Raw genomic sequence first — 21,728 nt, forward strand, 5'->3', positions numbered from 1 at the left:
CGTTTCTATGGTGCTCATTTTCTGCAGATAACCTCTTCTCCTCAAAACGTTTGCGTCTTGCTCCAAAACAAAATAACCAGCTGATGTAAAAGTCTAATATCAATAAATCATGCAAATAACTCTTGCAAAAACAATTGAGTGCTTTGCCAGGAACGTTGATCCGCTAATTTATTGTAATGCAGTCCCATTTCATCATCATTCGCACCAGGGTCAGTAAACGAATGAGCTGTTTGGCCATAAACATGGACCTGCCAGTCCACTTTCCTTTCTGTCATTTCAATAGCGAACTGGTTAACTTGCTCAATTGGTACTAAGGGATCATCATAACCATGTAATATCAATACTTTCGCATTTAATGACTTATTACTCTCACCCTCTAAAGGTAATAATACCCCATGAAAACTGACAACTCCTTTAAGCGGTGCCCCGGAACGTATCAAGTCCAATACGCACAAACCACCGAAACAATAACCAATAGCAGCCACTTTCTCACTATCCACTTCAGGCAACTGCACCACTTTGTTGAAGGCCGCATTTATACGAGTGATTAACTTCCCTCTATTTTCTCTGAAAGGAGTCATTAAAGCTCTTTTCTCTGCCTTATCCTTACCTAGCTTGGCATTTCCATACATGTCTATAGCGAATCCAATATACCCCATGCCAGCAAGCTGTCTCGCTTTGTTACAAGCTCCCTCTCCACGCCCCCCCCAATCATGAGCAACCATGACACAAGGTAATGGTTTTGAGGCACTGGAATGATAGGCAATAAAACCTTTGCATACAGTATCACCATCCTCATATTCCACTTCCTTCGTGACTAACATATTAATCCTCCTTTTTAAAAGGCTGTCCAAACAGCATTAATAGCTACCTGTCAAAGTTTTAATAAAATGAACTACCCATATATAATAAGAAGGGCTCCTGCGAGCCCTTCTTATTATATTGTTTTTGAATGTTATTCGGGAGGTGGGGTACTGGTTGGGGTACCACTATCAGAACCGCCCAGTTGTTGACCTGTATCAGGTTTCGAGCTTGGTCCAGTCTGGCTGCCTCCACTGTTCTTACCTTTCCCTGAAACATCACCCGCATTTTCCGAAATCTTTTTAGCTTGAGGCCCCAATTTGCCAAGCATCTCTTGCCCTTTAGCCCCCAATTTGTCACCAATAGCTTTCTCAGCCCCATAAGTAGCTTCGCCTGCTTTCTCTACTCTACCTTTGGCTTCCTCACCCCATTGCATTGTTTCTTGACCAAAAGATTCCGGACTACCACCTATCCATCTCAGCACTTTATCTGGCAGGTGAGCAATCAGTGTAAAGGCTTTTTGTACAATAATTAAATACATACTGGTATAAATTAAGATGGAGAAGAAGAAAGCATACACTCCTGCCCAGCCTGTATACCCACCTTCTAATGCAGTTGATTGATAATCACCTGTCAACTTATCCTTAAAATTATCCCATTGCGATGTATCCATCTTTGCTCCAGTCCAGTTCCCGGCGCTCTGGAAAAACCTCTTCGCATCATTCGAACTGGTGCCTTTTTCCCATGTTTCTATTCCTTGATCCGATTGGATGTAGGAAATGGCATGATCAAATCCGGCATTCAAAATCCACACGCCAACATAAGACAAGGCAATCGCTGCAATATATCCTATTATCATCAGAGAAGGTCTTAAAAAGACATTAACCAAAATCATAATGGCAAATTCACCTTTACCAAAAGCCTCATTACCTTCTGGATGCGTAACACCCAAGGCGACAATAGGTGCAGCCACCATAGCCTCGATAACGGCTATCAGCCAGGCAAATGATCCAAAAGTGAAAATCATATAAGGTAAAACAGGTATATAATATGCTGTAACAAATCCTATGGATACCATGGTCCCTATCCATGCCATCAACAAAGGCATAGCCATCATAATCAAGGCAAAGATAAAGATACCAAAAAGTGGTATTAGTGAACTGACCACTGCCATATTCAACAGCGTTAGCCACAAAGTACCAGAAAAATTAATATACATCGTTCCCATATTAGCCAATGCGACAATGGGGTTTATTCCAGGCTGTGTCAGCGTTTGCACTCCCACTATGAAAATATCTTTCATGCCTTGTAAAGGAATCATTAAAAAGGCCATGACGATGGAATTAATCATTTCTCCGAATATGGCTAAAAAGAAGTTGTACACATACCTGAAAACATAGTTATAAAATAAGTCACCCATCATACGGCCAAGGCAAAACGAGAAGAACAAAATCTTCACCCTGCCGCAATCAAAATCCTGGTGCTTCATATAATAAAGCGACGTATCTACTTTAAAATTAATCAGATTGGCAAAGGTCAACGGTTTTATTCCTGGTTGACCTGGCAATTGAACCATCATGGAATTGTTGACAAATCCATAGACTGTTGAGGACAATGGCCCACTCACAGACTGTCGTTGAGGATTATCACTAAGATCAGGTTGCTTGACGCCATCCTGACCTAAAGCAGGTACGCCATCGATTAGTGACTGGATTTGAATCAGCTTATCACTCTTGTTTTGAAACCAGGTACACAATAATGAATAGGGATCCTGACACGTTTTTCCAAAGGGTTTGGTAAGCTGTGTGGGATCAAAACTACTCTTATCTAGGCCTGTTCCCGTATCAAATTGGTCTGCAAACTCAGTTGCGCTTCCATTGAGTTTCACCAAATCAAAAAAGTAAGAGCCAGCCATGATCCATCCTTTGGCATTGGCTTCTGCAATAAAATCACGGGATTTCTTATCAAATTCTTTAGACGTAGCTTGTCTTATCAGATTGAGAGTTGGCATCATAATGCCATTATAATCATTAATTGCACCTAAAAATTCGGTGCCATTAAACAATACTCCTGTAGTAGATCCGGTGGAACTGGGTACCGACCCCCATGTTTGGCAAACTTGTTGATACTCAGTGCAAACCTCACCGGATGACTTATAAGGAACTCCAAACTGCTGTTTGGCAATAGCGGAAAAATCATTTTTTGAGTTTCCGGTAGACGTGGTTGTTGAAAACGCCGGATCATTATTAACCATGACCTGTGCCACAGTAGACAAAGTCACATACATTTGCTGTATGGCAATCGCGCGAGACAATCGGGCTGTTTGCAATTGAGAAGAAGTTATATTTAAGCTGTTAGCGCCCATGGATGAATTGGATCCAGCCCCTCCTACTGTCACAAGCCCTTTATTATCACTTTGATTCGTTGAGTTCAAAGCGGAAATATTATTCCATTTGACTGTGCCGCAAATCCCGTTTAAGAAATAAAATGGTGAACTTTTATCGAAATTTGGCATGTCCAGTTCAAAAGAAGCGGGCTGGTTTGCCGTTAGATCTTTAGGCGTATCATCATTTTGTTTCTTGACAAAATTTACCGTACTGATGAAATCAGGAATCGCTGTGCGGCAAAAAGTATTCATTTCAGGAGTAGGATTACCCCCACAAGGTGGACTCTTACTTTGACTCAAATAAAGATCTCTTTGTGCTTGTAATTGTTTTTGTAAACCCAACATGCAGATTTGGCCACCCAATATAGTTAACGCTCCCTTTGCAACACCGGAAGACGAAGATCCGGCTGCTTGCAAGCTCTTGGTTGGATCGGCCTGAGCCTGTATTATCACGCCACCCCGGTTGAGATAACTCAAGGCGGCTTCCCATATTTTATCGGCTGCACCAACGCCTTGCACGATAACCCACATAAAGAATACCTGCATCATACAATAACCAGATGCCTTGGGTATTAACAAAGCCAAGCCGAAGGTGGAGCGAAGAGGAATCCAGATTGAAGACCATTTTTGCCCGAGCATTTGCCCTTCATGGGCCGTGTTCATGGTGGAAACCATAAGGGTGTACATTATAATGATACCGCCCAGCGCAAGGACAGCGGAGTTAAAAACACCAAACATATTGCCCATTATCTGGCTTCCAGTGCCGTGCAATACACCATCGACTACACCAAATAGGTTACCTAAAAAAACAACGGACAAATCGCTTGCCGGAGGAGCGAAACTCAAGGCTCCATTTTCAGCCAGTGCAAGCGCAGGAAAAAAGCAAAGGAGGACCGTAATAGCTAATTTATTCATTCTTTCTCACCCAATAACCCTTGCCTGTACCATTCTTTAACAGTACATCCCAATTTACGTTGTTTAATTTGGTAGTACCAAAAATGATAACGAAAGGCTAGTACCAATGCGATCATAACCACAACCAAGCTTATTATTGTAGCTTTCCATGAACCATATAAAAATTGATAACCCGTATAAATAAGTATCATAAAAGCAGCGACAACCATAATTATGCTTAGTCTGAACAAGGCTTTTTGTTTGATTACCAAGTCAGCCTCACTCAATTTTAATTTCCTGGCTGCTTCATCAAATGATTCGATATGGGTTGGTTCCTGAGGTATGAATAACCGTTTAATGCCATTCACCAAATACAAGGTGAGTGACTTCATTCTGTCCCAATCGAACCATTTACGAACATTGATAATCCTTGTAAAAACTCTTACGATCCTTGATCCTGATTTCTTTTTCATATTTTTTACTTTTTCACAATTTTAAGTAATGGACTTTTATATATCATAATATACTATAGTATTAAGTAGTTGTTTCGTCTATCAACGTATCTCAGTAAAAAAAGAGTAAATAATGCCTGATTTAAGCCATGAAGCCTCCGCAAAGTACTGGTTTGAGTACCTTGACCCCATGATTTACAGGGTTATCACTTTTATGGAAAGTGTTGAAAACTGGACTCTTGATGGGAATCCTGAACTGGAAGAAGCAATGAAACAGCTAGGGCAAGAACTTGATGATATTGAAAAAATTGACTTAGGCTTATTAGCAGAAGAAGATAAATTTATTCGTATCGTTGGGAATATTAAATCAGGAAGAGGCTTACGTTTGCTCCAAGCAATAGACACAGTCCATCCTGGAAGCGCCTCCCGGGTGTTAATCCATGCGGAAGAAACCAGTTTAAGCAGCAGTGACCCGGCAGGTTTTTTTCTAAAACGCAATATTGTATTTGAAAGACTAAGGTTATTATCGCGAGTTTTTTGCCAATACCGTCTAAAACTCGTTTTACGAGCACTCGAAGGGGATGAATAATGAAAGTATTACCTAAACTGGCCTTGGCCAATCTGGTTTGTTTTACCACTTTATCTGTTTTTGCTCAACCTGCTGACCCATCTGGACAACAGACAAGCACCAACACCTCCAATCTGGTGACCTACCTGACGAACCTGGGAAAATATTTAGGCTATGATATCACTCAATCCAGCAAAGCCCCTAACCCGCCTTATTCGCAATTATTCAATTCCAATGTAGTTCAACTCGTTCAAAATTACGCCTATAATACCTTTTTGGGCGCTATTCCTGTCGATGCCATGTCGCAGAGCTTAATGAATTTTGTTACCGATAAGGTACAAGGAAATTCATTAATTAATAATTTGGCAAATACTACTTTTAAATATCAAAATTTCAGCGCCCCATCCTCCGGCGCAGATGGGAAAATTACAGCGAACGGCTTAATAGATCAATCAACAGCTAGTGCCCAAACACCCACAACACCTGGCATTTTTTCAGCGCCTCAAATCACAACCTCCGGGACATACTTAAATGACCCAGTCAGTCAGGCAGTATTCAATATTCTGGGCACCCCGGATTACAGTTTTTGTATGGACAATGAACAAAAGAACTGGTTACCCAATTGTAACCTCATGTATCAAAATCTGGTCATGCAAAATGTAATTGGCACTTTGCCGCCAGCACAAACCTCTGGTTCAACGCCTGCTTTTTATTCCTACAAATACAATCAACCGCTTATAAGTCAACTGAACAGTAACTCTTTGATTGCCCCCTTACTGATGGATACCTCTGCGTCACAATCTGGGCAAGATTCTGGATTAACGGCAAAAAGCCAAGCCCAGCAAGCGCTTAATTTTATCAGATACGCAAGCGCTCAAGTCACCCCTCCTTCCTTACCCAAGTTGAGTGCATACAGTGAGTTATGGAATCAAGCCACTGCAAAACCCAATTCTGCAGGCTATAATGAAGTCCAACAAAAACAAGCAGCCGCAACATTAAGCAGTTATTTTAATAATTTGCGTGTTTATGCAGCGCAAACTTCTGTTGGCGTGAGCAACCTCTACTATATTTTATCCAAAAGGTTACCTCAAAATATGAGTGCAGACCAAAGTAACGCTAATATCACAAGCCAAGCGCTGAATGAATTTAACATGGCTACTCGACGATTATTTGATCCTACCGCCTCCAACACTCCTGGACAACCAAACCAACAATGGATTAAACAAATTAATGACGCATCCCCTGCTACAGTTCAAAAAGAAATAGCGATATTGCTGGCTGAAATTAATTATCAAATGTATTTGGACAGACAAATACAAGAACGAATATTATTAACCAATAGCATTATGCTATTGCAAAATTTAAAAGCCGCTCAACCCACTGCTGATTTTTCAAGTCAAGGCTCTCCTTCTGAGCAATAATGGTCATCACTTTGGCTCCTGGGATTCTAATTCCAGGGGCTTATTGTACGCCCGCTTAAAAATTTGATAAACAAAATCAATCATCTTTTTCCCTTGCGGTTGATTTTGGTTTAAATAAAAGCCCGAGCTTAATGTACTAGCTAAATGATAGTTTTTAAAAAAATTTTTCGCATCTAACAAATCTGTCAAATAATCACCATGTGATTCCATAGGATAGTAATTGGTAATTACCCAGTCAGGCCTCACTTTAGAATTGAGATAATCGGCGTAAAGACTTAAATCGTTTTTAAATGGTTTTTGGGTTAAATCGCTATTATTCAAACATTGCGCGTCTATGAATCGAATGTCTTCTCGAGAAAAAAACGGAATAATCCCACAATCATCTAACAGAACGCTGTCGCCCTTTTTTGCTTTCCGGTTGAGTAAATCAGCAATAGTCATTCTATTTTGAGCACGTTCATTATATTCTATAACTGATTTTGATAAATGGTTTAAATCATTCCCCGGCACAAAAAACCAGGTAATAAACAACATTAATCCCGCAATTGGATATTCAGGATCCCATCTAAAGGGTTTAAAATATTGTATAAATTGATTAAGTCCTAAAACAGGTAATATGGAAAAAAGAGCGAATGGACTTAAAAACAATCTTAAACCATAGGTAACCACAGGATTTGCTTTCCAAAGCAACAGACTATACAAAACAGAGGGCAACCAAAGTAAAGAATGGCGACAATCTTTCTTAGCAGATAATAAATAGGGTACCGATAATATAAGTAAAGGTGTTATAAAAAGAAAATAATCCAAATCTACTGCCAAAAACTGCCCATAAGCTAACGCTTTGCAACGATAGCTATTAGGAATCCAATGACCGAAATAAATTAATCTCCAAATAAAATACACAAGATAAGGTAATGTAAAGCAAACAAAAGTAATTGAAACCCATAAGAACAATCTCTTATGATCTTTAAAAACCAGCTCCCTGTGATCTCTCAAATATTGACATCCTATAAAAACAGCCAAAGGAATTATCCAAATGATTCCCTCAAATCGTGTTAAGCTCAATAATAACAAGAGCACATTGGTTATTATCCAATGATTGGTTGAGTCAAGGGAAAATCGATTGATCCAGTGACTGTCATTAACAGTGTGATAACCGAATGCCAAGGTACATTGCCATATCAATGCCAAAGATAGGGCACAGTAAAATAAGGTTTCCAATCCACTGACCGTCCACCAAGCCACTCCTGTATAATGGCTAAATAAAAAAACGGGTAATATGGATAATAGAGGGCTACAAAAAAGTCTTGCCAATCGATATAAAAACAGTAATGACAATCCCAAGCTACAACAGGAAATAACCTTCATACTGCTAACCAGAGGTAATTGCAATTTAATGACCGATGCAGCAATGATGATCCATAAAAAATTGGAATACCCCTCTACTGGAGGCAGAGTCGCATGCCACAATAGTCCTTTCCCACTCGCTAACTGTCGCGCATAATACCAGCTGATATAAGCATCATCCGTTGTGAAATCCCAAGCTGTATACAATGCAACCATCAGGTCGTAAGCGCAATAAATGGCTATCAATAGCACGAGAATGGTTTTTCTTCTTGGCAATAGGAGGGCACGCAAAATGTGTTCTGCTCCAAAAATTATTTATAACCCAATTCACAATAGCAATATCACAAAATATCAACAAGCTCTAAAATCAAGATGCAAAAAAAATAATGGGTATGATATGATTTTAACCTAATTTAAAAATGCTGTATCCTCAATGGAATAATACGGGACTTACAACAAACACCAAAAGTCCAGGTTATTGGTATAAGGGAATATCACAATATCATTTCAATGACAGTGATGCACATCCTCTGGACTAAAAATGATAGACCTGGCATTAAAATGCAATTTTTGCTCGATGGTTGGTGTTGATTGATAAATCCGGTACAAAGTTCTCAGGATGAGTTAACCATTTAACTCAGCGAGCGATTATGTCCAAGCCTTATTTTTTTTATGTCAGCGGAATGAATTGCACCAGTTGCAGTAATGCCATAGAGTCCTTTTTAAGAAATTCCAATTTAATCAAAATCAATACATTTCATGCAGACATGAGCACCCCAGACCCCAAAAAAATTGTGATATCTCTTTCTGAAGAAAGAGAAAATGAACATGAAAGCAACTGGAAAATCATTAAAAAACTAATTGATGACACAGGGTTTACTTGTGAAAACCATGAATTCCCTCCAATTAAAGATGAGAAACCTACTCTCCTCCCCGAGAAAAAACAGACAGCAGCTCAACAAGAAGCCAGCACATTATCCACAATATTTAGCAGCGCAAAAAAAATAATCACTTCCCATTGGTTGCTTGGAGGGCTAGGTTGTGTCACTGGTGCTAGCTTAATGATCCTGACGATGGCTATAGGCGGTTTACCTCTTGCTGTAATGATTCCCCTAGCGGGTCTCAGCATTTTATTAACCATTGCGCTTGGTGCCCAATCTTATTACGAGGCTTGGAAAAAGTTAGTCCAATCTCGCACACTCACAATGGACACATTGTTTTCAATTAGCACTGTTTCTGTTCTTATTGTGTCGCTTGCTTCATTCTTTGTACCGTGGTTACCTATGATGTTTGAGGCAGGATTACTTATTTATGGATTCAGGCATATTGGTATCGCTATTGAGGACACTATCAAAGACAAAATAAGCTCAACCAAGTTTCAAGACAGAACCCCACAAAAAGTCAGATTATATCGCCATTCTGATTTTAAAAAAACGAGGATTGAAGAAATTCAACCCAATGACATTATACAAGTGAAACCAGGTGAGCTTATACCATTGGATAGCGTTTGTGAGCAAGACACCCTCATTTATCCCACCATCATTACCGGTGCTGTCATACCTAAACAATTTCGTAGTGGTGAAAAAATACTTGCCGGAATGCGTCTGGCAAATGATGCAAAACCACTCACCCTCCGCGTTCTAAAAACTGCAAAAGAGTCATACCTTGCCCGTCTTGATGAAAGCATAGCTCAATCTGTACTTGAAAAGGCACCGATAGAGATAAAAACAGGGCAGCTTCTTAGCTATTTTATCCCATCCATTATTGCTCTCTCCATCCTTTCAGGGATCATTGTCGGCTTGATTGCTACACCAGCACTTGCGATACAATGCGCTATTTCAGTATTGGTTTCTGCTTGCCCTTGTACTCTTGGTTTAATTATTCCTCTAGCAGTAAAAACTGGAATTCATAAAGGAGCCGAACACGGTGTGCAGTTTAAAAATTCCAGGGTATTACAATTAGCAGAACAAATTGATGTAGTCATTTTTGACTTGAATGGCACTTTAACAACCGGCGTTCCTGTGGTTAAAGAATATGCGGTATTAAATGATGCCGATCTTTCTTCTGAGCATTTTCTGAGTATTTGCAATGTATTGGAGGGGCAATCAAAACATCCTTTCGGAAAAGCAATACAATCGTTTACTCAAGGAATCAATAAACAAAAATTCAATATTGCTAATTTGGATCATTCAAACCATTCAGGCATTTCAGCAGAGATTAATGGTATTCAATATACTATTGGCAGTAAAACCTTAATGCAGGAAATAGGGATTTCTACATCTTCGCTTGAAAACCAAATGAATCTGGTTGCGGGCGATAGCCTGGTATTTCTAGCCAGAAACAAACAACTATTAGGTTATCTGGTCATCACCGACCCCTTACGAAAAGATGCAAAGCAAACAGTTGATGCATTAATTAAAATGGGAAAAGAAGTGCATCTATGCACTGGTGCAGATGAAAAAACCGCCTATCGCTATGCGCAAGCTCTTGGCATTAAGAAAGTACATGCTAATTGTGTCGCTACAACTATCAATACAGAAGATAGATCCAAACCAGTTTATATTAAATCATTACAAAATCAGGGACTAAAAGTAGCTATGATTGGAGATGCGGCTAATGACGCAAACGCTCTTGCTGCGAGCGACTTCGGTATAGCAGTACTGTCTCAAGACAGCGATGAAATCACCCAGCAACACGCCTCAGCCATTATACAAAGTGGAACTATATTGCCTATAGCCAATGCCTTTGCCATATCAAAACAAACAGTAAACAATATCAACCAGAATTTGTTAATTAGCTTAGGGTACAATTTGACAACAGTATTAATAGCCGGCGGTCTGCTAGTCGCCCTTGGTTTTGCGCTAAACCCTGCTATTGGTGTGGCATTAATGGTAACCCAGGCTTGTTTTGTCTTGCTCAATGTATACCGCTTTAAAGAGCAACCCTTGCAACATTTGCAAGACAAAGTTCAGGAAAAACCAGAACCGGCTCCTTCTTCTTATGAGGCCATGAAAAAGCATTCACCCAATTTCCATACAGCTCCCGAGATTAATCATAAACCAGCCATTCAATCTGGAAAGCAGCCGACCAATAAAAATAAATCACCTTCCTTTTGGAGTGATTATTTTCCTGAATTATTTGAGGAAGAAAAGGACACAAGCACCGAACACCTAATGAATAACAAAATAGGATAAGCCCTAAATAAAGCTTGGCTGAATTTGAAATGAGGAAGGCCAATCACCTTCCTCAATCATAACAATCAATTTTGATTTATTATGCTCTAAAGGATCAAGAATGTGATGTCTCTTACCAATATATGATGACTCATAAAAATCGCATGTGAAATGAGGTAATCAGCAGTATATACCGCATCATTATATAGACAATAAATAAATTATATGGTCAAATTGGCAAAATTAATTAACTTACATTTTAAGAAAACTCATGCCAACAACCTTTGAAGATAAATCATCCAAAGTCCCCAGTTTAAAATCCCTGGCTGCTAATGTCATTCAAAAAACCAATGCAAATCTCTTTTTCAGGTTGCACTCGCTTGAAACTCCCCCTGAGATAAAAAAAGGGTTTATTGACAAGGAGCTAGAGGCATTAACCCACGAATTAACTGAGGACTATCAAACCAAGGTGGAAGCCAGGAACGAAAAAATTGAGGAATGCAGTTCCAATCTTAGTTCTAATGAATGTTTTGTAAAATGCTCTGCTTTTACCCTCACTACATTGATGGCTGGAGTGCACGTTGGTATTTATTACATCCTGAAAGCAGCAGCTGTCGATCCATCAACGCAAATAGCATATATTTCGAGTATTCCCGCTACTATTTGTTTCTCTATGTGCGTTGGAGTCTGCTTGAATCGACAAATTACCAAATGCTTGAGTTCTTGTTTTACGCCCAGTGTCCCCGATAAAATTACTGTCGATTTGGATGAGTTGGGTAGACAATCCCATGTTAGTCCATAAGCGGTTTTCTGGATTCCTTGAAAGAAAAAAGCCGACTTATTCGCTAAAATATAATTTAATTACAATGATTCTTCACTCCCTGGTAATTGTTAAAAAATAGGGAGTGGTTTCATACACCCATTTTCCACCGTATTTTTTTTTGCAGTACTCATCAAAAAACTGCACCATGCCGTTTACAATATCTTGATACATTTTACCGGGGAGATCCTTGAATAATGGGGCACCGTGTATAAAGTTTTCAAATAACCCGAGATCAGGTAATTCCACTTGGCAATGTTCTACAACAAAAGAAATGCTTTTAAATGGCAAATTATCCAATGCCCTTCGGCATTGAACAGAATAATTCTCCCGCATCATTTTAGATTGCACGACATTTTTAGCGACATCAGGGTAAAGATTTTGAAATTGCAGGCTGTTTAACACTTCAAACAAAGTGCTTTGTTTGCCAGAAGAAAAAATTGCACAAATTTTACCTCCTGGTTTCAAGACATGATATAAATTGGATAATGATTTTTCCAAATCAGTCCAGTGAAGACACCAAAATGATAAAATATTATCAAATGGCCCGTAAATTATAGGTTCTTGAATGTCCCCTATATCAAAACGAACGTTGATACTCCTACAATGTTTGTTTGCATAATCAATCATTGTTTTTGATCGATCCAAGCCAAGAACATATCCATCAGGGACTAAATTGGCTAGCATTTGAGTGAAACTGCCATCACCACAACCAGCATCGAGTAAGTAATCATTACTATCGATAGATATCTTTGCAAGAAACTTGCTGGAGATTTCTCTTAGGATATAGTTACCTTTTGCATAATTGGTTGCAGACCAATTATTCAATATGGCAAGCAAACTTTCATTATCCATTCGGGATTTCTTCCAAAATGATTTACCAAGAGCCTCTTGTAAATTATAGAGTTCTCCAACACAATTTTCTAAAAATTGGAAGCTTTTGATGTTGTATTCTCTGAGATCTCTAAACTAGTGATGTTATAAACAAGGAATCCCATTAGGCCATTGCAACCAATTTTTCTCAGGATAAGGTAATGAAATATCAACCAAATGCAAAGTATAGGCATGTCTGGATTGATTAGAAAAATTAGCCTGGCTTTTATGTGGAACTCTGCCATGTAGTATAATTAAAGCGCCTTTTTTAACAGGTAAAGGGACACTGTTTTCTTCTGGCCAAGGACTTGAATCGAAATTTTCAAAATAAATTTCGTTTTCTCGACGAAACATCCTCTGCTTTAAGGGTGTGGTACACGGGCTTGGAATCACTTCCAAACAGCCATTTTCCAAAGTAGCATCTTCTATTGCAAACCAAAACCCTAAAGCATCACTATCCTCACCAAAAATATAGGTACTATCCTGATGGCAAAGTACTTCAGCCCCTATTCCCGGCTGTTTGAATATGTACATCGATTGGACCAATCCAAGTGTTTTCAACCCAAGCTGATGTGCTATCTTCTTAATTCGATCATCTCGGGAATATTGCCTAAAAACAGGATCCAATTCATGTAAAGCATGTCCAATTTTATTAATTGATTGATTAAAAGGACGTAGCCAATCACCGGCTTCATCAAAAGCACCCGGCTCAAAAAAATAATGAATTTTATCTCCAGAATCAAGGAAATATTGTTTTTTTGCATGTTCGTTGGTTTGCGTGGAAAAAATTGTTTTAGGTATCTCTGCCTGATTATTTTCAAGCAATGTTTCAATGCGTTGCTTTAATAGATCGCATACAGATTCTGAAAAGAAATTATTTATTACCAAATATCCATTTGTGAAAAAAAAATCACATTGCTCAGAAGAAAGTTGCATCCTATGCTCCTCAAAAATCAAAATCAGTACTTGGGGAAATCACCAGGGTAAGGGCAAACAGCTTTTAATGAGCATAAGCGAAATGCTCTCATTAAAAGCCTTTCCCGCACAAAGATTAGGTATTGTTCATAAGTCCTGAAAATATTTCAGTTAATTTTTCCATTACATCATCTACGGTAATTAATTTCATGGCTTCATATCCATGGACCTGCGTACCCCAAACACTCTTCTCTGGACTCACTCCTAATACAGTTTGGATAGCTTGCGAATACCTGTTAACTACCAAATGTTGAAAAGTATACGGGCCAGAAATAGAGGGATTGGTAACAGCATGCAAAGCCACAACAGGCGTGCCTACCGCTGCCGCCATATGAGAAGGTCCTGTATCAGGACACAAGACTGCTTTTGCTTTACTGATCACAGCCAACAATTGCTTAGGTTTTGTCTTTCCAACTAAATTAACCACTGGAATTTCTTTCGCTATTTCCTCTGCCAATGATTTATCATGATCGCCTGGCCCTCCGGTTAAAACAACTTTGACATCCCATTTAACTTGCGCCTGTTTCAGAACCTCAATGTATCGCTCCGCCAACCAACTGCGCTCAGGTTTGCTGGCTGCGGGATTAACAACTAAAATTGGCCTTTCTTGTTCCGGCAAATGATTTTGAGCCCATTCATAATCTGCCTTGGTAATCGGTAAATCCCAGTGGATTATTTTTTCAGTGACACCTAAAGGCTCAGCAAATTTTAAAAAGCCCTCAAGTGTGTGCTCCAATCCAGGAGAAATGCTTTCCCTTATAAACAGACGATGGCCATCATTCGCTCTGTGAGAATCATAGCCAACTTTGCGTTTAGCTTTAATAAATGGAATAAGCCAATTAGTTCTAAAACTGGCTTGAGGCGCTAACAACACATCAAACTGGCGAGGCAACATTTGTTTCCTAAACCGCCAATAGTCAGCAAGCGTTTTAGGTTTATCAATAACAATAAACTCCACGCCTTCCATTCCTTCCACCAAATAAAAGGCAGGTTTTGAAATAATCCAGGTCAATTGAGCATTAGGCAATTTATTTTGCAAGGTCCTTATCAGTGGGACCAACATCAAAACATCCCCTAAAGCTGAAAGCCTTATAACACAAACCGATTTAATCATTCTGCAATACAAAACGAGAGCCACAATAAGGGCAAACCTCCACCCCGGTTTTCTCTATAGGCAAATAAACCTTGGGATGAGCATTCCATAACTCCATCTCATCTGTTGGGCAACTCAATGGTAATTGATGTCTATGTACGACATAATTTTTTTTAGCACTTGCAGGTTCTTTTGTTGTTTTCCTCATGTTGTTCCTTTGCGGCATGATGTCAATTAGAGACAGTATTATCTAATATTTCCCTTATTTTCGCTATAATATCTGTATTAAATCCCACATTTTGCGAATCATAAAATAAAGCCCCCTCCCAATGCCTCAACCAGGTTAATTGCCGTTTGGCCAGCTGCCTTGTTGCTGCTATACCTTTTTCTCGCATAGTTTCATAATCATAGTGGCCTGCAAGGTGCTGGAGTATTTGCCTATATCCAACACATCGCATGGAGGGCAAGTTGATTTGAATAGGCCATTTTGCTTGCAATTGTTGAACTTCTTCTATGAATCCCTCACTAAGCATCGCATCAAACCGTTGCGCGATACGTTCATGCAACCAGGATCTTTGCTCAGGAAAAAGAGCAAGATTAACAAAATAATAATCAGGCCGTTCATGGGGTCCGGTCAAATAGGTTGATAACGTTGAACCAGTTAAGTAATAAACTTCCAGCGCTCTTTGAATTCTTTGCGTATCATGAGCATGAATGCGAGCTGCTGTTACCGGATCTAATTGACTTAGCTTTTGATAAAGAAAATCCCAACCCTGTGATAAGGCTTCCTCCTCCAGTCGTTTACGAACAGCTTCATCGGCTTCAGGCAAAGTGGCTAACCCTTTTTGCAGGGCATTAAAATACATCATAGTTCCACCTACTAACAAAGGAATATTCCCTCTTTTGATGATTTCAGCACACAAAGACAAAGCGTCTGTACAAAACTGAGCTGCCGAATAGGATTCAACCGGATCTTTAATATCAATTAAATAATGAGGCGCTCTCTGTAATTCGTGGATTGAAGGTTTTGCTGTCCCAATATTCATATCTCTATAAATCATGGCGGAATCAACACTAATAATTTCAAAAGGGAAATGAGTTAGCAACTCGCATGCTAATCCTGTCTTTCCTGAAGCAGTTGGTCCCATTAAACAAAACACTAGCTTATTCATGCAATAACATCCGACAATCATCAATGGTTAACGCTTTACATGTATTACATTTCTCTTCTTGAAGAGAGAGTTCCAGCAACAATTGATTCATTTCAATACGCTCTTCAACTGTTAATTGTTTTGGGTCAAACATTTGAGAACGGCTAATTAACGCTATCAATTGCTCAGTATCAAAAAAATCCAGTTCGCAGAGAACATTAAAAAAACGACGAACATCTAAATAGGGCGCATTCAAAGGGATGCTGCGAATTAACAAGTCATCAGCATTAGGGTACTCAATCTGTATTCCAACACGAGTCAACTCATGCTTTAAGTGATCCAGCTTATGTATCCATTGGTTTGGTAATGGATAACGAATTGAGATCAATAAAGGCCGGCTCTCCAAGGGCAATGCCTTTTGCATTAGCTGCTTTTCTATCCATTCTTGAAACAATGTTACGATGTCTACAAGGTAAGGCTGTTGCTTTATCAAAACCAAAATAAACCGCTCATTTAAGATAACCCACTGGAACTCTGTTTCTGGATGATATACAGAGCTGGTTTTTTTATACCCTTTGCAGGTTATAGATGATGATAATGAATTGTCACTCCAGCTTGGGGATAAAGCTCTTGCCCCTTCATAGGACTCTCTGTCATTGCAGATATGGGAAGGTTCCGAAACTGTATTTTGCTGCTCATTACAAGAGGAAGCAGCATATGCGTATTCCATTGTTTCTGAATGGTCAAGAGTCGATTGCAACGCTTTCGTCAATTGGGAAGTAAAAAAATCATGTACCAGGCGGGGCTGTTGGAATCTCACTTCATGCTTTGTAGGATGTACATTCACATCCACTTCAGAAGCAGGTAAAGTAAAATACAACAAACAAATTGGAAATCTGCCTGCATGCAATAAGCCATCATACGCTTGTTTCACTGCATGTTGGAGTAATTTATCCTTTACCATGCGTTGATTCACATAAATCCACTGCCTATCATTCTGGCTGCGTTGCAAGCGATGGTTGCTTATCCAGCCATAAAGACGCATACCACTGTGCTCCACATCAAGAAAAATAGCTTCTCTCATGAAAGTATTGCCCAAAATTCGACCCATACGAATGGCTTTGGCTTGCTCACTTAAGGCTGGCGGTAATGAAAAAATCAGTTTCTTATTATGCTTAAGCGTTAATGCAATCTGAGGAGCGCTTAATGCAAACCGTTTCACAACCATTTCAATAGCTTGAAATTCCAGTTTTTCATTTTTTAAAAACCGCTTACGAACTGGGGCATTATAGAACAAATCAGAAACATCAATGGTAGTGCCAATATTGCGCGCACAAGGAGAGAGAGTCCTGTTCTCCCCCTCTACTCGCAACATCATTGCATTGTCCTGCTCCTCAGGCTTTGAAATGATAGTCACTTTGGCAACAGAGGCAATACTTGCCAATGCCTCCCCTCTAAAGCCCATACTATCAATGGAATATAAATCATCAAGCGTTCTGATTTTACTGGTTGCATGAGCTGCAATAGCTAAAGGCAAGTCGTCTCCAACGATTCCTGAACCATTATCACTAACCGTAATCTGCAGCAATCCCCCATAATTGACATCGACACCAATCACACTGGCACCAGCATCCAAAGAGTTTTCCAGCAGCTCCTTGACTACCGAAGCAGGTCTTTCTATAACTTCTCCTGCTGCAATCTGATTGGCTATTGCTGGCGAAAGTTGATGTATCCTTAAGACCATGTGCCAGGTATCACTAATTTTTGCCCGGGCATAAGTCTTGCCCTTGCCTGAAGGCGGTTAATTGATTGTAATGCGTTCACAGATACCCTATATCGAGCAGCGATAGCAGGAAGAGTTTCACCCTTTTTAACGATATGAAAATTTGGAGAAATCATAGCCTCAATTCGAGTCCCATGAGGAGGATGATCCCAAAAATAATTTTTTAGTCCTTGAAATATTGCCTGACTCAATCGCTCCTGATAGGCAGGGTTGGTTAAATTTCTTTCCTCACGGGGATTTGAGATAAAACCGGTTTCAACCAAAATAGAAGGAATATCTGGAGATTTCAGAACAACAAAACGGGCTTGCTCCACTTTGTTATTATGCAAATTGGTAAAATTATCCAATTGACCTAATACTTTTCCCCCCATTTCCAAACCAGCATTTATTGTTGCAGTTTGTGATAAATCGATCAAAACAGAACGTACTACCCCATTACTATCATCCAATTCACCTAAATTCACTCCACCTAGTTCAGAGTAATTCTCCTTTTCTGCTAACCAGCGTGCTGCTTCACTGGTGGCCCCCCTTTGTGACAAGGCAAATACCGAGGCTCCATTAGAGTGAGGATTATTGAATGCATCGGCATGGATAGAAATGAATACATCACCATTATATTTTCTGGCAATATCCAGGCGTTGTCTAAGTCCAACGTAATAATCTCCCGAGCGTGTCAGGACTGCGCGCATACCTGGTTGTCTGTCTATCAATCGTTTAAGTTTTAAAGTAATGGCCAGCACAACATCCTTCTCGTTACTACGACGCGGACCTCTTGCACCAGGATCTTTGCCCCCATGCCCTGCATCCAACACTACAACAACATCACGCAAAGGTTTTTTTGATGGGTTATGAGGAACCTGAACAGGTGTTTTATGCACAGTTATTCGTTGTTCTGATGGCTGGCTGGATATTTTTGATTGGGTTTGCTGGACTGGAGCTTTAATCGTTTTAACAGGCGAACTCAACTGCCTGCGATTATTTATGACTAAAGGAGTATCATTAACAAGATCAATTCTGATCCCATTCAATTCTCCTTTCGGTTTCCATGAAGATGAGCGCACCTTGACTGGTTGTTTTACATCCATGACAAGCCTGAGCGTGTTTTTGGAGGGACTACCGCTTCTTACCTGCTGAATAAGCGAATTGATTAAACCCAATTGACTGATATTGACGGCTAATTGTGTATCACTTAAGTCTAAAACCACACGATTGGGCTGACTTAAGGTAAATAGCTTATGGGTAAATGAACCTTGTATAGAAAGATAAAGAGACGTCATGGTTGGTTGCTGAGAAACTGTAATATTCTTTAATTGTGCAGAAAATACAGCAAAAGAACTTGGTAGATATAATAACAGACTTAAGACCCACGCTCTCATCATCATTCACCCGCCAGGCAAGCTAAAATTCTTTTACCCGCGACACTTAATGCAGCTATTTGTATTAAGCGCCCAGTCCCTTTAATTATTAAATTAAACTGAATATCGACTGGAGGCAATGTTTTTCCACCATGTTCAGGCCATTCAATACAACAAACGCTCTGATTGGAAAAATAGTCTCTAAAACCTAAATACTCCAGTTCTTCTTCCTGGTGAATACGGTATAAATCAAAGTGATGAATATGAAATTGACCACAATTATAACTTTCAACTAATGAAAAAGTTGGACTCTTGATGGCTGAAATTACCCCGAGTGATTTTAGCATTGCGCGAATAATGGTTGTCTTTCCGGCCCCTATATCACCACTTAAAGTAATCACCAAAGGCGCTGAGATACAAAACGCCAATTTTTCTGCAAATCTTTTGCTCTCTTGTTCACTAACCAAATCCAAAGTTATGAAATTATCATTATCTTCAATAGCCATATCGAGAACACTACATAATGTATCTGTTTAGAAAAAGCCTGTCAGCCAAACCGTTATACACAAGTATTGAAACAGAGTTTGTTACCTCAGTAACACTCAGGTTACCTTCTTAATAAATCATCGCACTAGATACAATTCAAAATGCTTGGAATTTCATCAAGTAAGTCGCTCGCCAATACCCCAACTTCTCCTGATTTTTCAGCAACCTTGTCTCCAGCAACAGCATGGACCCACACCCCTAACTTTGCAGCATCGGATAAGGTAAAACCCTGGGCGCAAAAAGCGGCAATAATCCCACTCAAAATATCCCCCATGCCTGCGGTAGCCATACCTGGATTGCCTTGAGGGCAGACAAAAATATTCTTTTCCGCGGTCTGAATAACCGTGCCTGCTCCTTTCAATACCACAACACCACCATATTGTTTTTGTATAGCAGATGCCGCATGGTATCTATCCATTTGAACATCTCTTGCAGTACATGAAAGCAAACTGGCAGCTTCACCAGGATGAGGTGTTAAAATCCAATTGTCATCCATTTGGGGATGTTGAGAAAGTAATCTCAGCGCTGAAGCATCAATAATCATGGGTAATTGGGTTGTAATGGCAGTTAAAAACAAGGTTTTAGCCCAATCACTATCACCAAGCCCAGGCCCAATAACACAAACCGTAGCTTTTGCTAATAAAGGCATTAACTCCCCTGCTGTTTTGACACCCCAGATCATCGCTTCAGGAATTAAGGGTAAAGCGCTCTTCGCATAATCCGGCCAGGTTGCAACAGTAACTACTCCTGCTCCCGTCTTGAGTGCTGCCTTGGCTGCCAAGCTCACTGCTCCAGGCATTCCTGGGCCTCCGCCTATCACTAAAACATGTCCATAATCACCTTTATGAGAGTTCTTTTTTCTAGCTGCGAGAGGCAATGGCAAGGTAGAATCCCTCAGCAGGGAAGCAAATCGGGTTAATTTAGTTGTACATGCCTCCAGGTTTAAATGAGCACAATGAATCACACCACAATAATCTGGTCCATCCAAAGTATACATTCCTGTTTTAAGTCCGATAAAAGTAATTGTGGCAGTCGCATTGACGCAAATATTCTCTACTAATCCTGTATCCGCATTAAGACCAGATGGAATATCGATTGATAATACCGGTAACCCACTGGCATTGATTTGATGAATCGCGTTGGCTATTACCCCATACACGGCTCCTTGTAATCCAATACCCAATAATGCATCAACAATTAATTCGGCATCGCCATCTAAAGGTTCATCTGCGGATTGACAATGTACTCCAGATGCCAATGCCTGGCGTGCGGCATTCCTGGCAGCGGAAGGTAAATCTTCTATTGATTTACATTGATATACAGTAACTGAGAATCCTTGTTCATGAGCTAATCTGGCCAAGACATAACCATCACCTGCATTATTGCCAGCGCCGCAGAAGACGGCTATATGCCTTACATGCGGGTAGAGTTTCTGTAAGAAAGAAAATGCCTCTGCGCCAGCCAGAGCCATCAAGGCATTTTCGTCTTTTTGATACAAAGTTGCAGCTTGCTGCTCACAAGCTTTAATTTGATCACAACGATACAGAGCATTTTCTAGCTTGTTCACCTCTTGGCTCCAAATTAACGTAAATTTGATATAACGACCACAAAATATTTTTATATCGCTATGCCAAGATCATGCTGTAAAAATCAGTGCTTCTTGGCTACGATTCGCTTAAAAGAAACCATGCCGTCTACTTTACCAATTTTAGTGATGGCTTATTTTTTGTAGCACTTTCAGAGGAAGAAGAAGTTTTAGGTGGCGGCTCATCATCTTCGTCAACTGAAAAAGCAATCCCTCTGCCATTTTCTTTTGCATAAATCTCTAGTACAGCATTGGGAGCAACAAAAATTTGCTCTGTTTGCCCAGAAAAGCGTGCCGTAAACACAATGCGATCATTTTCCAATAAAAGTCCTCGGGTCGCTGAGGGAGAAATGTTTAATACAATTCTATCATGCTGGACATGCTCCCTTGGAACCTGCACATTGGGATTTGATGCATCTACGAGAATGTAGGGTGTTAAATCATTATCAACAATCCAATCGTAGAAAGCACGAATCAAGTAGGGTTTGTTTGATGTCATTGCCAT

The 21,728-nt window shown here is 39.8% G+C and carries 18 protein-coding genes; 4 read left to right on the forward strand and 14 right to left on the reverse strand.

Going from position 1 to position 21,728, the window contains the following annotated elements; genetic code table 11:
- Positions 1-107: 107 nt before the first annotated feature.
- The 3 genes from LPG_RS13555 to icmV all read right to left on the reverse strand — a co-directional run bounded on the left by LPG_RS13555 (position 108) and on the right by icmV (position 4,554).
- A complete protein-coding gene (locus tag LPG_RS13555; protein ID WP_015443975.1) occupies positions 108-824 on the reverse strand; it encodes a dienelactone hydrolase family protein in 717 nt (238 codons plus the stop codon).
- Positions 825-955: 131 nt separating this feature from the next.
- Positions 956-4,102 carry a type IVB secretion system protein DotA gene (dotA, locus tag LPG_RS13560; protein WP_010948386.1) on the reverse strand — a complete coding sequence of 1,049 codons (3,147 nt, stop codon included), beginning with the start codon at positions 4,100-4,102 and terminating at the stop codon, positions 956-958.
- Positions 4,099-4,554 (reverse strand): type IVB secretion system protein IcmV, encoded by a 456-nt coding sequence (icmV, locus tag LPG_RS13565; protein ID WP_010948387.1) that lies wholly within the window; start codon positions 4,552-4,554, stop codon positions 4,099-4,101. Before icmV ends, dotA begins: the two co-directional genes overlap by 4 nt.
- Before the next feature lie 112 nt (positions 4,555-4,666).
- Between icmV and icmW the strand changes: the two genes are divergently transcribed.
- The gene (gene icmW / locus LPG_RS13570) at positions 4,667-5,122 is read left to right on the forward strand and encodes a type IVB secretion system protein IcmW (RefSeq protein WP_010948388.1); all 456 of its coding nucleotides are present in this window, start codon (positions 4,667-4,669) and stop codon (positions 5,120-5,122) included.
- Complete coding sequence (icmX, locus tag LPG_RS13575) at positions 5,122-6,522, forward strand: type IVB secretion system protein IcmX (RefSeq protein ID WP_010948389.1); 1,401 nt, start codon at positions 5,122-5,124, stop codon at positions 6,520-6,522. Before icmW ends, icmX begins: the two co-directional genes overlap by 1 nt.
- A 6-nt stretch (positions 6,523-6,528) precedes the next feature.
- Here the strand turns inward: icmX and LPG_RS13580 are convergent, their stop codons facing one another.
- The gene (locus LPG_RS13580; protein WP_010948390.1) at positions 6,529-8,160 is read right to left on the reverse strand and encodes a protein LphB; all 1,632 of its coding nucleotides are present in this window, start codon (positions 8,158-8,160) and stop codon (positions 6,529-6,531) included.
- Between the two features lie 359 nt (positions 8,161-8,519).
- Here LPG_RS13580 and LPG_RS13585 point away from each other — a divergent pair, with 359 nt between their 5' ends.
- Together LPG_RS13585 and LPG_RS13590 are read left to right on the forward strand one after the other, a co-directional pair.
- Positions 8,520-11,063, forward strand: coding sequence for a heavy metal translocating P-type ATPase (locus tag LPG_RS13585; RefSeq protein ID WP_010948391.1), 2,544 nt, complete (start codon positions 8,520-8,522; stop codon positions 11,061-11,063).
- 250 nt (positions 11,064-11,313) lie between these two features.
- Positions 11,314-11,844, forward strand: coding sequence for a lpg2692 family Dot/Icm T4SS effector (locus tag LPG_RS13590; protein WP_010948392.1), 531 nt, complete (start codon positions 11,314-11,316; stop codon positions 11,842-11,844).
- A gap of 72 nt (positions 11,845-11,916) precedes the next feature.
- On the opposite strand, the gene LPG_RS13595 is transcribed toward LPG_RS13590, so the two are convergent.
- The 10 genes from LPG_RS13595 to LPG_RS13640 form a co-directional block, all read right to left on the reverse strand.
- A complete protein-coding gene (locus LPG_RS13595) occupies positions 11,917-12,717 on the reverse strand; it encodes a class I SAM-dependent methyltransferase (protein ID WP_010948393.1) in 801 nt (266 codons plus the stop codon).
- A gap of 123 nt (positions 12,718-12,840) precedes the next feature.
- Entirely contained in the window at positions 12,841-13,698 is an 858-nt protein-coding gene (gene legD1, locus LPG_RS13600; protein ID WP_010948394.1) for a Dot/Icm type IV secretion system effector LegD1, read from the reverse strand.
- Between the two features lie 88 nt (positions 13,699-13,786).
- A complete protein-coding gene (locus LPG_RS13605) occupies positions 13,787-14,773 on the reverse strand; it encodes a glycosyltransferase family 9 protein (RefSeq protein ID WP_015443968.1) in 987 nt (328 codons plus the stop codon).
- 43 nt (positions 14,774-14,816) lie between these two features.
- Positions 14,817-15,011: a zinc-finger domain-containing protein gene (locus LPG_RS13610; RefSeq protein WP_011216566.1), complete on the reverse strand. Its 195-nt coding sequence runs from the start codon at positions 15,009-15,011 to the stop codon at positions 14,817-14,819.
- A 22-nt stretch (positions 15,012-15,033) separates the two neighbouring features.
- Complete coding sequence (miaA, locus tag LPG_RS13615; RefSeq protein WP_027225287.1) at positions 15,034-15,975, reverse strand: tRNA (adenosine(37)-N6)-dimethylallyltransferase MiaA; 942 nt, start codon at positions 15,973-15,975, stop codon at positions 15,034-15,036.
- Entirely contained in the window at positions 15,968-17,698 is a 1,731-nt protein-coding gene (mutL, locus tag LPG_RS13620; RefSeq protein WP_010948397.1) for a DNA mismatch repair endonuclease MutL, read from the reverse strand. Before mutL ends, miaA begins: the two co-directional genes overlap by 8 nt.
- Positions 17,689-19,119, reverse strand: coding sequence for an N-acetylmuramoyl-L-alanine amidase family protein (locus LPG_RS13625; RefSeq protein ID WP_010948398.1), 1,431 nt, complete (start codon positions 19,117-19,119; stop codon positions 17,689-17,691). Before LPG_RS13625 ends, mutL begins: the two co-directional genes overlap by 10 nt.
- Complete coding sequence (gene tsaE / locus LPG_RS13630) at positions 19,116-19,598, reverse strand: tRNA (adenosine(37)-N6)-threonylcarbamoyltransferase complex ATPase subunit type 1 TsaE (RefSeq protein ID WP_010948399.1); 483 nt, start codon at positions 19,596-19,598, stop codon at positions 19,116-19,118. Before tsaE ends, LPG_RS13625 begins: the two co-directional genes overlap by 4 nt.
- Positions 19,599-19,723: 125 nt before the next feature.
- Entirely contained in the window at positions 19,724-21,205 is a 1,482-nt protein-coding gene (locus LPG_RS13635; RefSeq protein ID WP_010948400.1) for a bifunctional ADP-dependent NAD(P)H-hydrate dehydratase/NAD(P)H-hydrate epimerase, read from the reverse strand.
- A 127-nt stretch (positions 21,206-21,332) separates the two neighbouring features.
- Positions 21,333-21,728, reverse strand: coding sequence for a ClpXP protease specificity-enhancing factor (locus LPG_RS13640; protein WP_010948401.1), 396 nt, complete (start codon positions 21,726-21,728; stop codon positions 21,333-21,335).

It is taken from the genome of Legionella pneumophila subsp. pneumophila str. Philadelphia 1, assembly GCF_000008485.1.
In the GTDB taxonomy this organism is placed as follows: Bacteria; Pseudomonadota; Gammaproteobacteria; order Legionellales; family Legionellaceae; genus Legionella; species Legionella pneumophila.

What these genes read in the sequence shown, in the direction of transcription:
- LPG_RS13555 (WP_015443975.1), bottom strand. Translation starts at nt 824, where the DNA reads ATGTTAGTCACGAAGGAAGTGGAATATGAGGATGGTGATACTGTATGC.
- dotA (WP_010948386.1), bottom strand. Translation starts at nt 4,102, where the DNA reads ATGAATAAATTAGCTATTACGGTCCTCCTTTGCTTTTTTCCTGCGCTT.
- icmV (WP_010948387.1), bottom strand. Translation starts at nt 4,554, where the DNA reads ATGAAAAAGAAATCAGGATCAAGGATCGTAAGAGTTTTTACAAGGATT.
- icmW (WP_010948388.1), top strand. Translation starts at nt 4,667, where the DNA reads ATGCCTGATTTAAGCCATGAAGCCTCCGCAAAGTACTGGTTTGAGTAC.
- icmX (WP_010948389.1), top strand. Translation starts at nt 5,122, where the DNA reads ATGAAAGTATTACCTAAACTGGCCTTGGCCAATCTGGTTTGTTTTACC.
- LPG_RS13585 (WP_010948391.1), top strand. Translation starts at nt 8,520, where the DNA reads ATGTCCAAGCCTTATTTTTTTTATGTCAGCGGAATGAATTGCACCAGT.
- LPG_RS13590 (WP_010948392.1), top strand. Translation starts at nt 11,314, where the DNA reads ATGCCAACAACCTTTGAAGATAAATCATCCAAAGTCCCCAGTTTAAAA.
- LPG_RS13595 (WP_010948393.1), bottom strand. Translation starts at nt 12,717, where the DNA reads ATGGATAATGAAAGTTTGCTTGCCATATTGAATAATTGGTCTGCAACC.
- LPG_RS13605 (WP_015443968.1), bottom strand. Translation starts at nt 14,773, where the DNA reads ATGTTGGTCCCACTGATAAGGACCTTGCAAAATAAATTGCCTAATGCT.
- LPG_RS13610 (WP_011216566.1), bottom strand. Translation starts at nt 15,011, where the DNA reads ATGAGGAAAACAACAAAAGAACCTGCAAGTGCTAAAAAAAATTATGTC.
- miaA (WP_027225287.1), bottom strand. Translation starts at nt 15,975, where the DNA reads ATGAATAAGCTAGTGTTTTGTTTAATGGGACCAACTGCTTCAGGAAAG.
- mutL (WP_010948397.1), bottom strand. Translation starts at nt 17,698, where the DNA reads ATGGTCTTAAGGATACATCAACTTTCGCCAGCAATAGCCAATCAGATT.
- LPG_RS13625 (WP_010948398.1), bottom strand. Translation starts at nt 19,119, where the DNA reads ATGATGATGAGAGCGTGGGTCTTAAGTCTGTTATTATATCTACCAAGT.
- tsaE (WP_010948399.1), bottom strand. Translation starts at nt 19,598, where the DNA reads ATGGCTATTGAAGATAATGATAATTTCATAACTTTGGATTTGGTTAGT.
- LPG_RS13640 (WP_010948401.1), bottom strand. Translation starts at nt 21,728, where the DNA reads ATGGCAATGACATCAAACAAACCCTACTTGATTCGTGCTTTCTACGAT.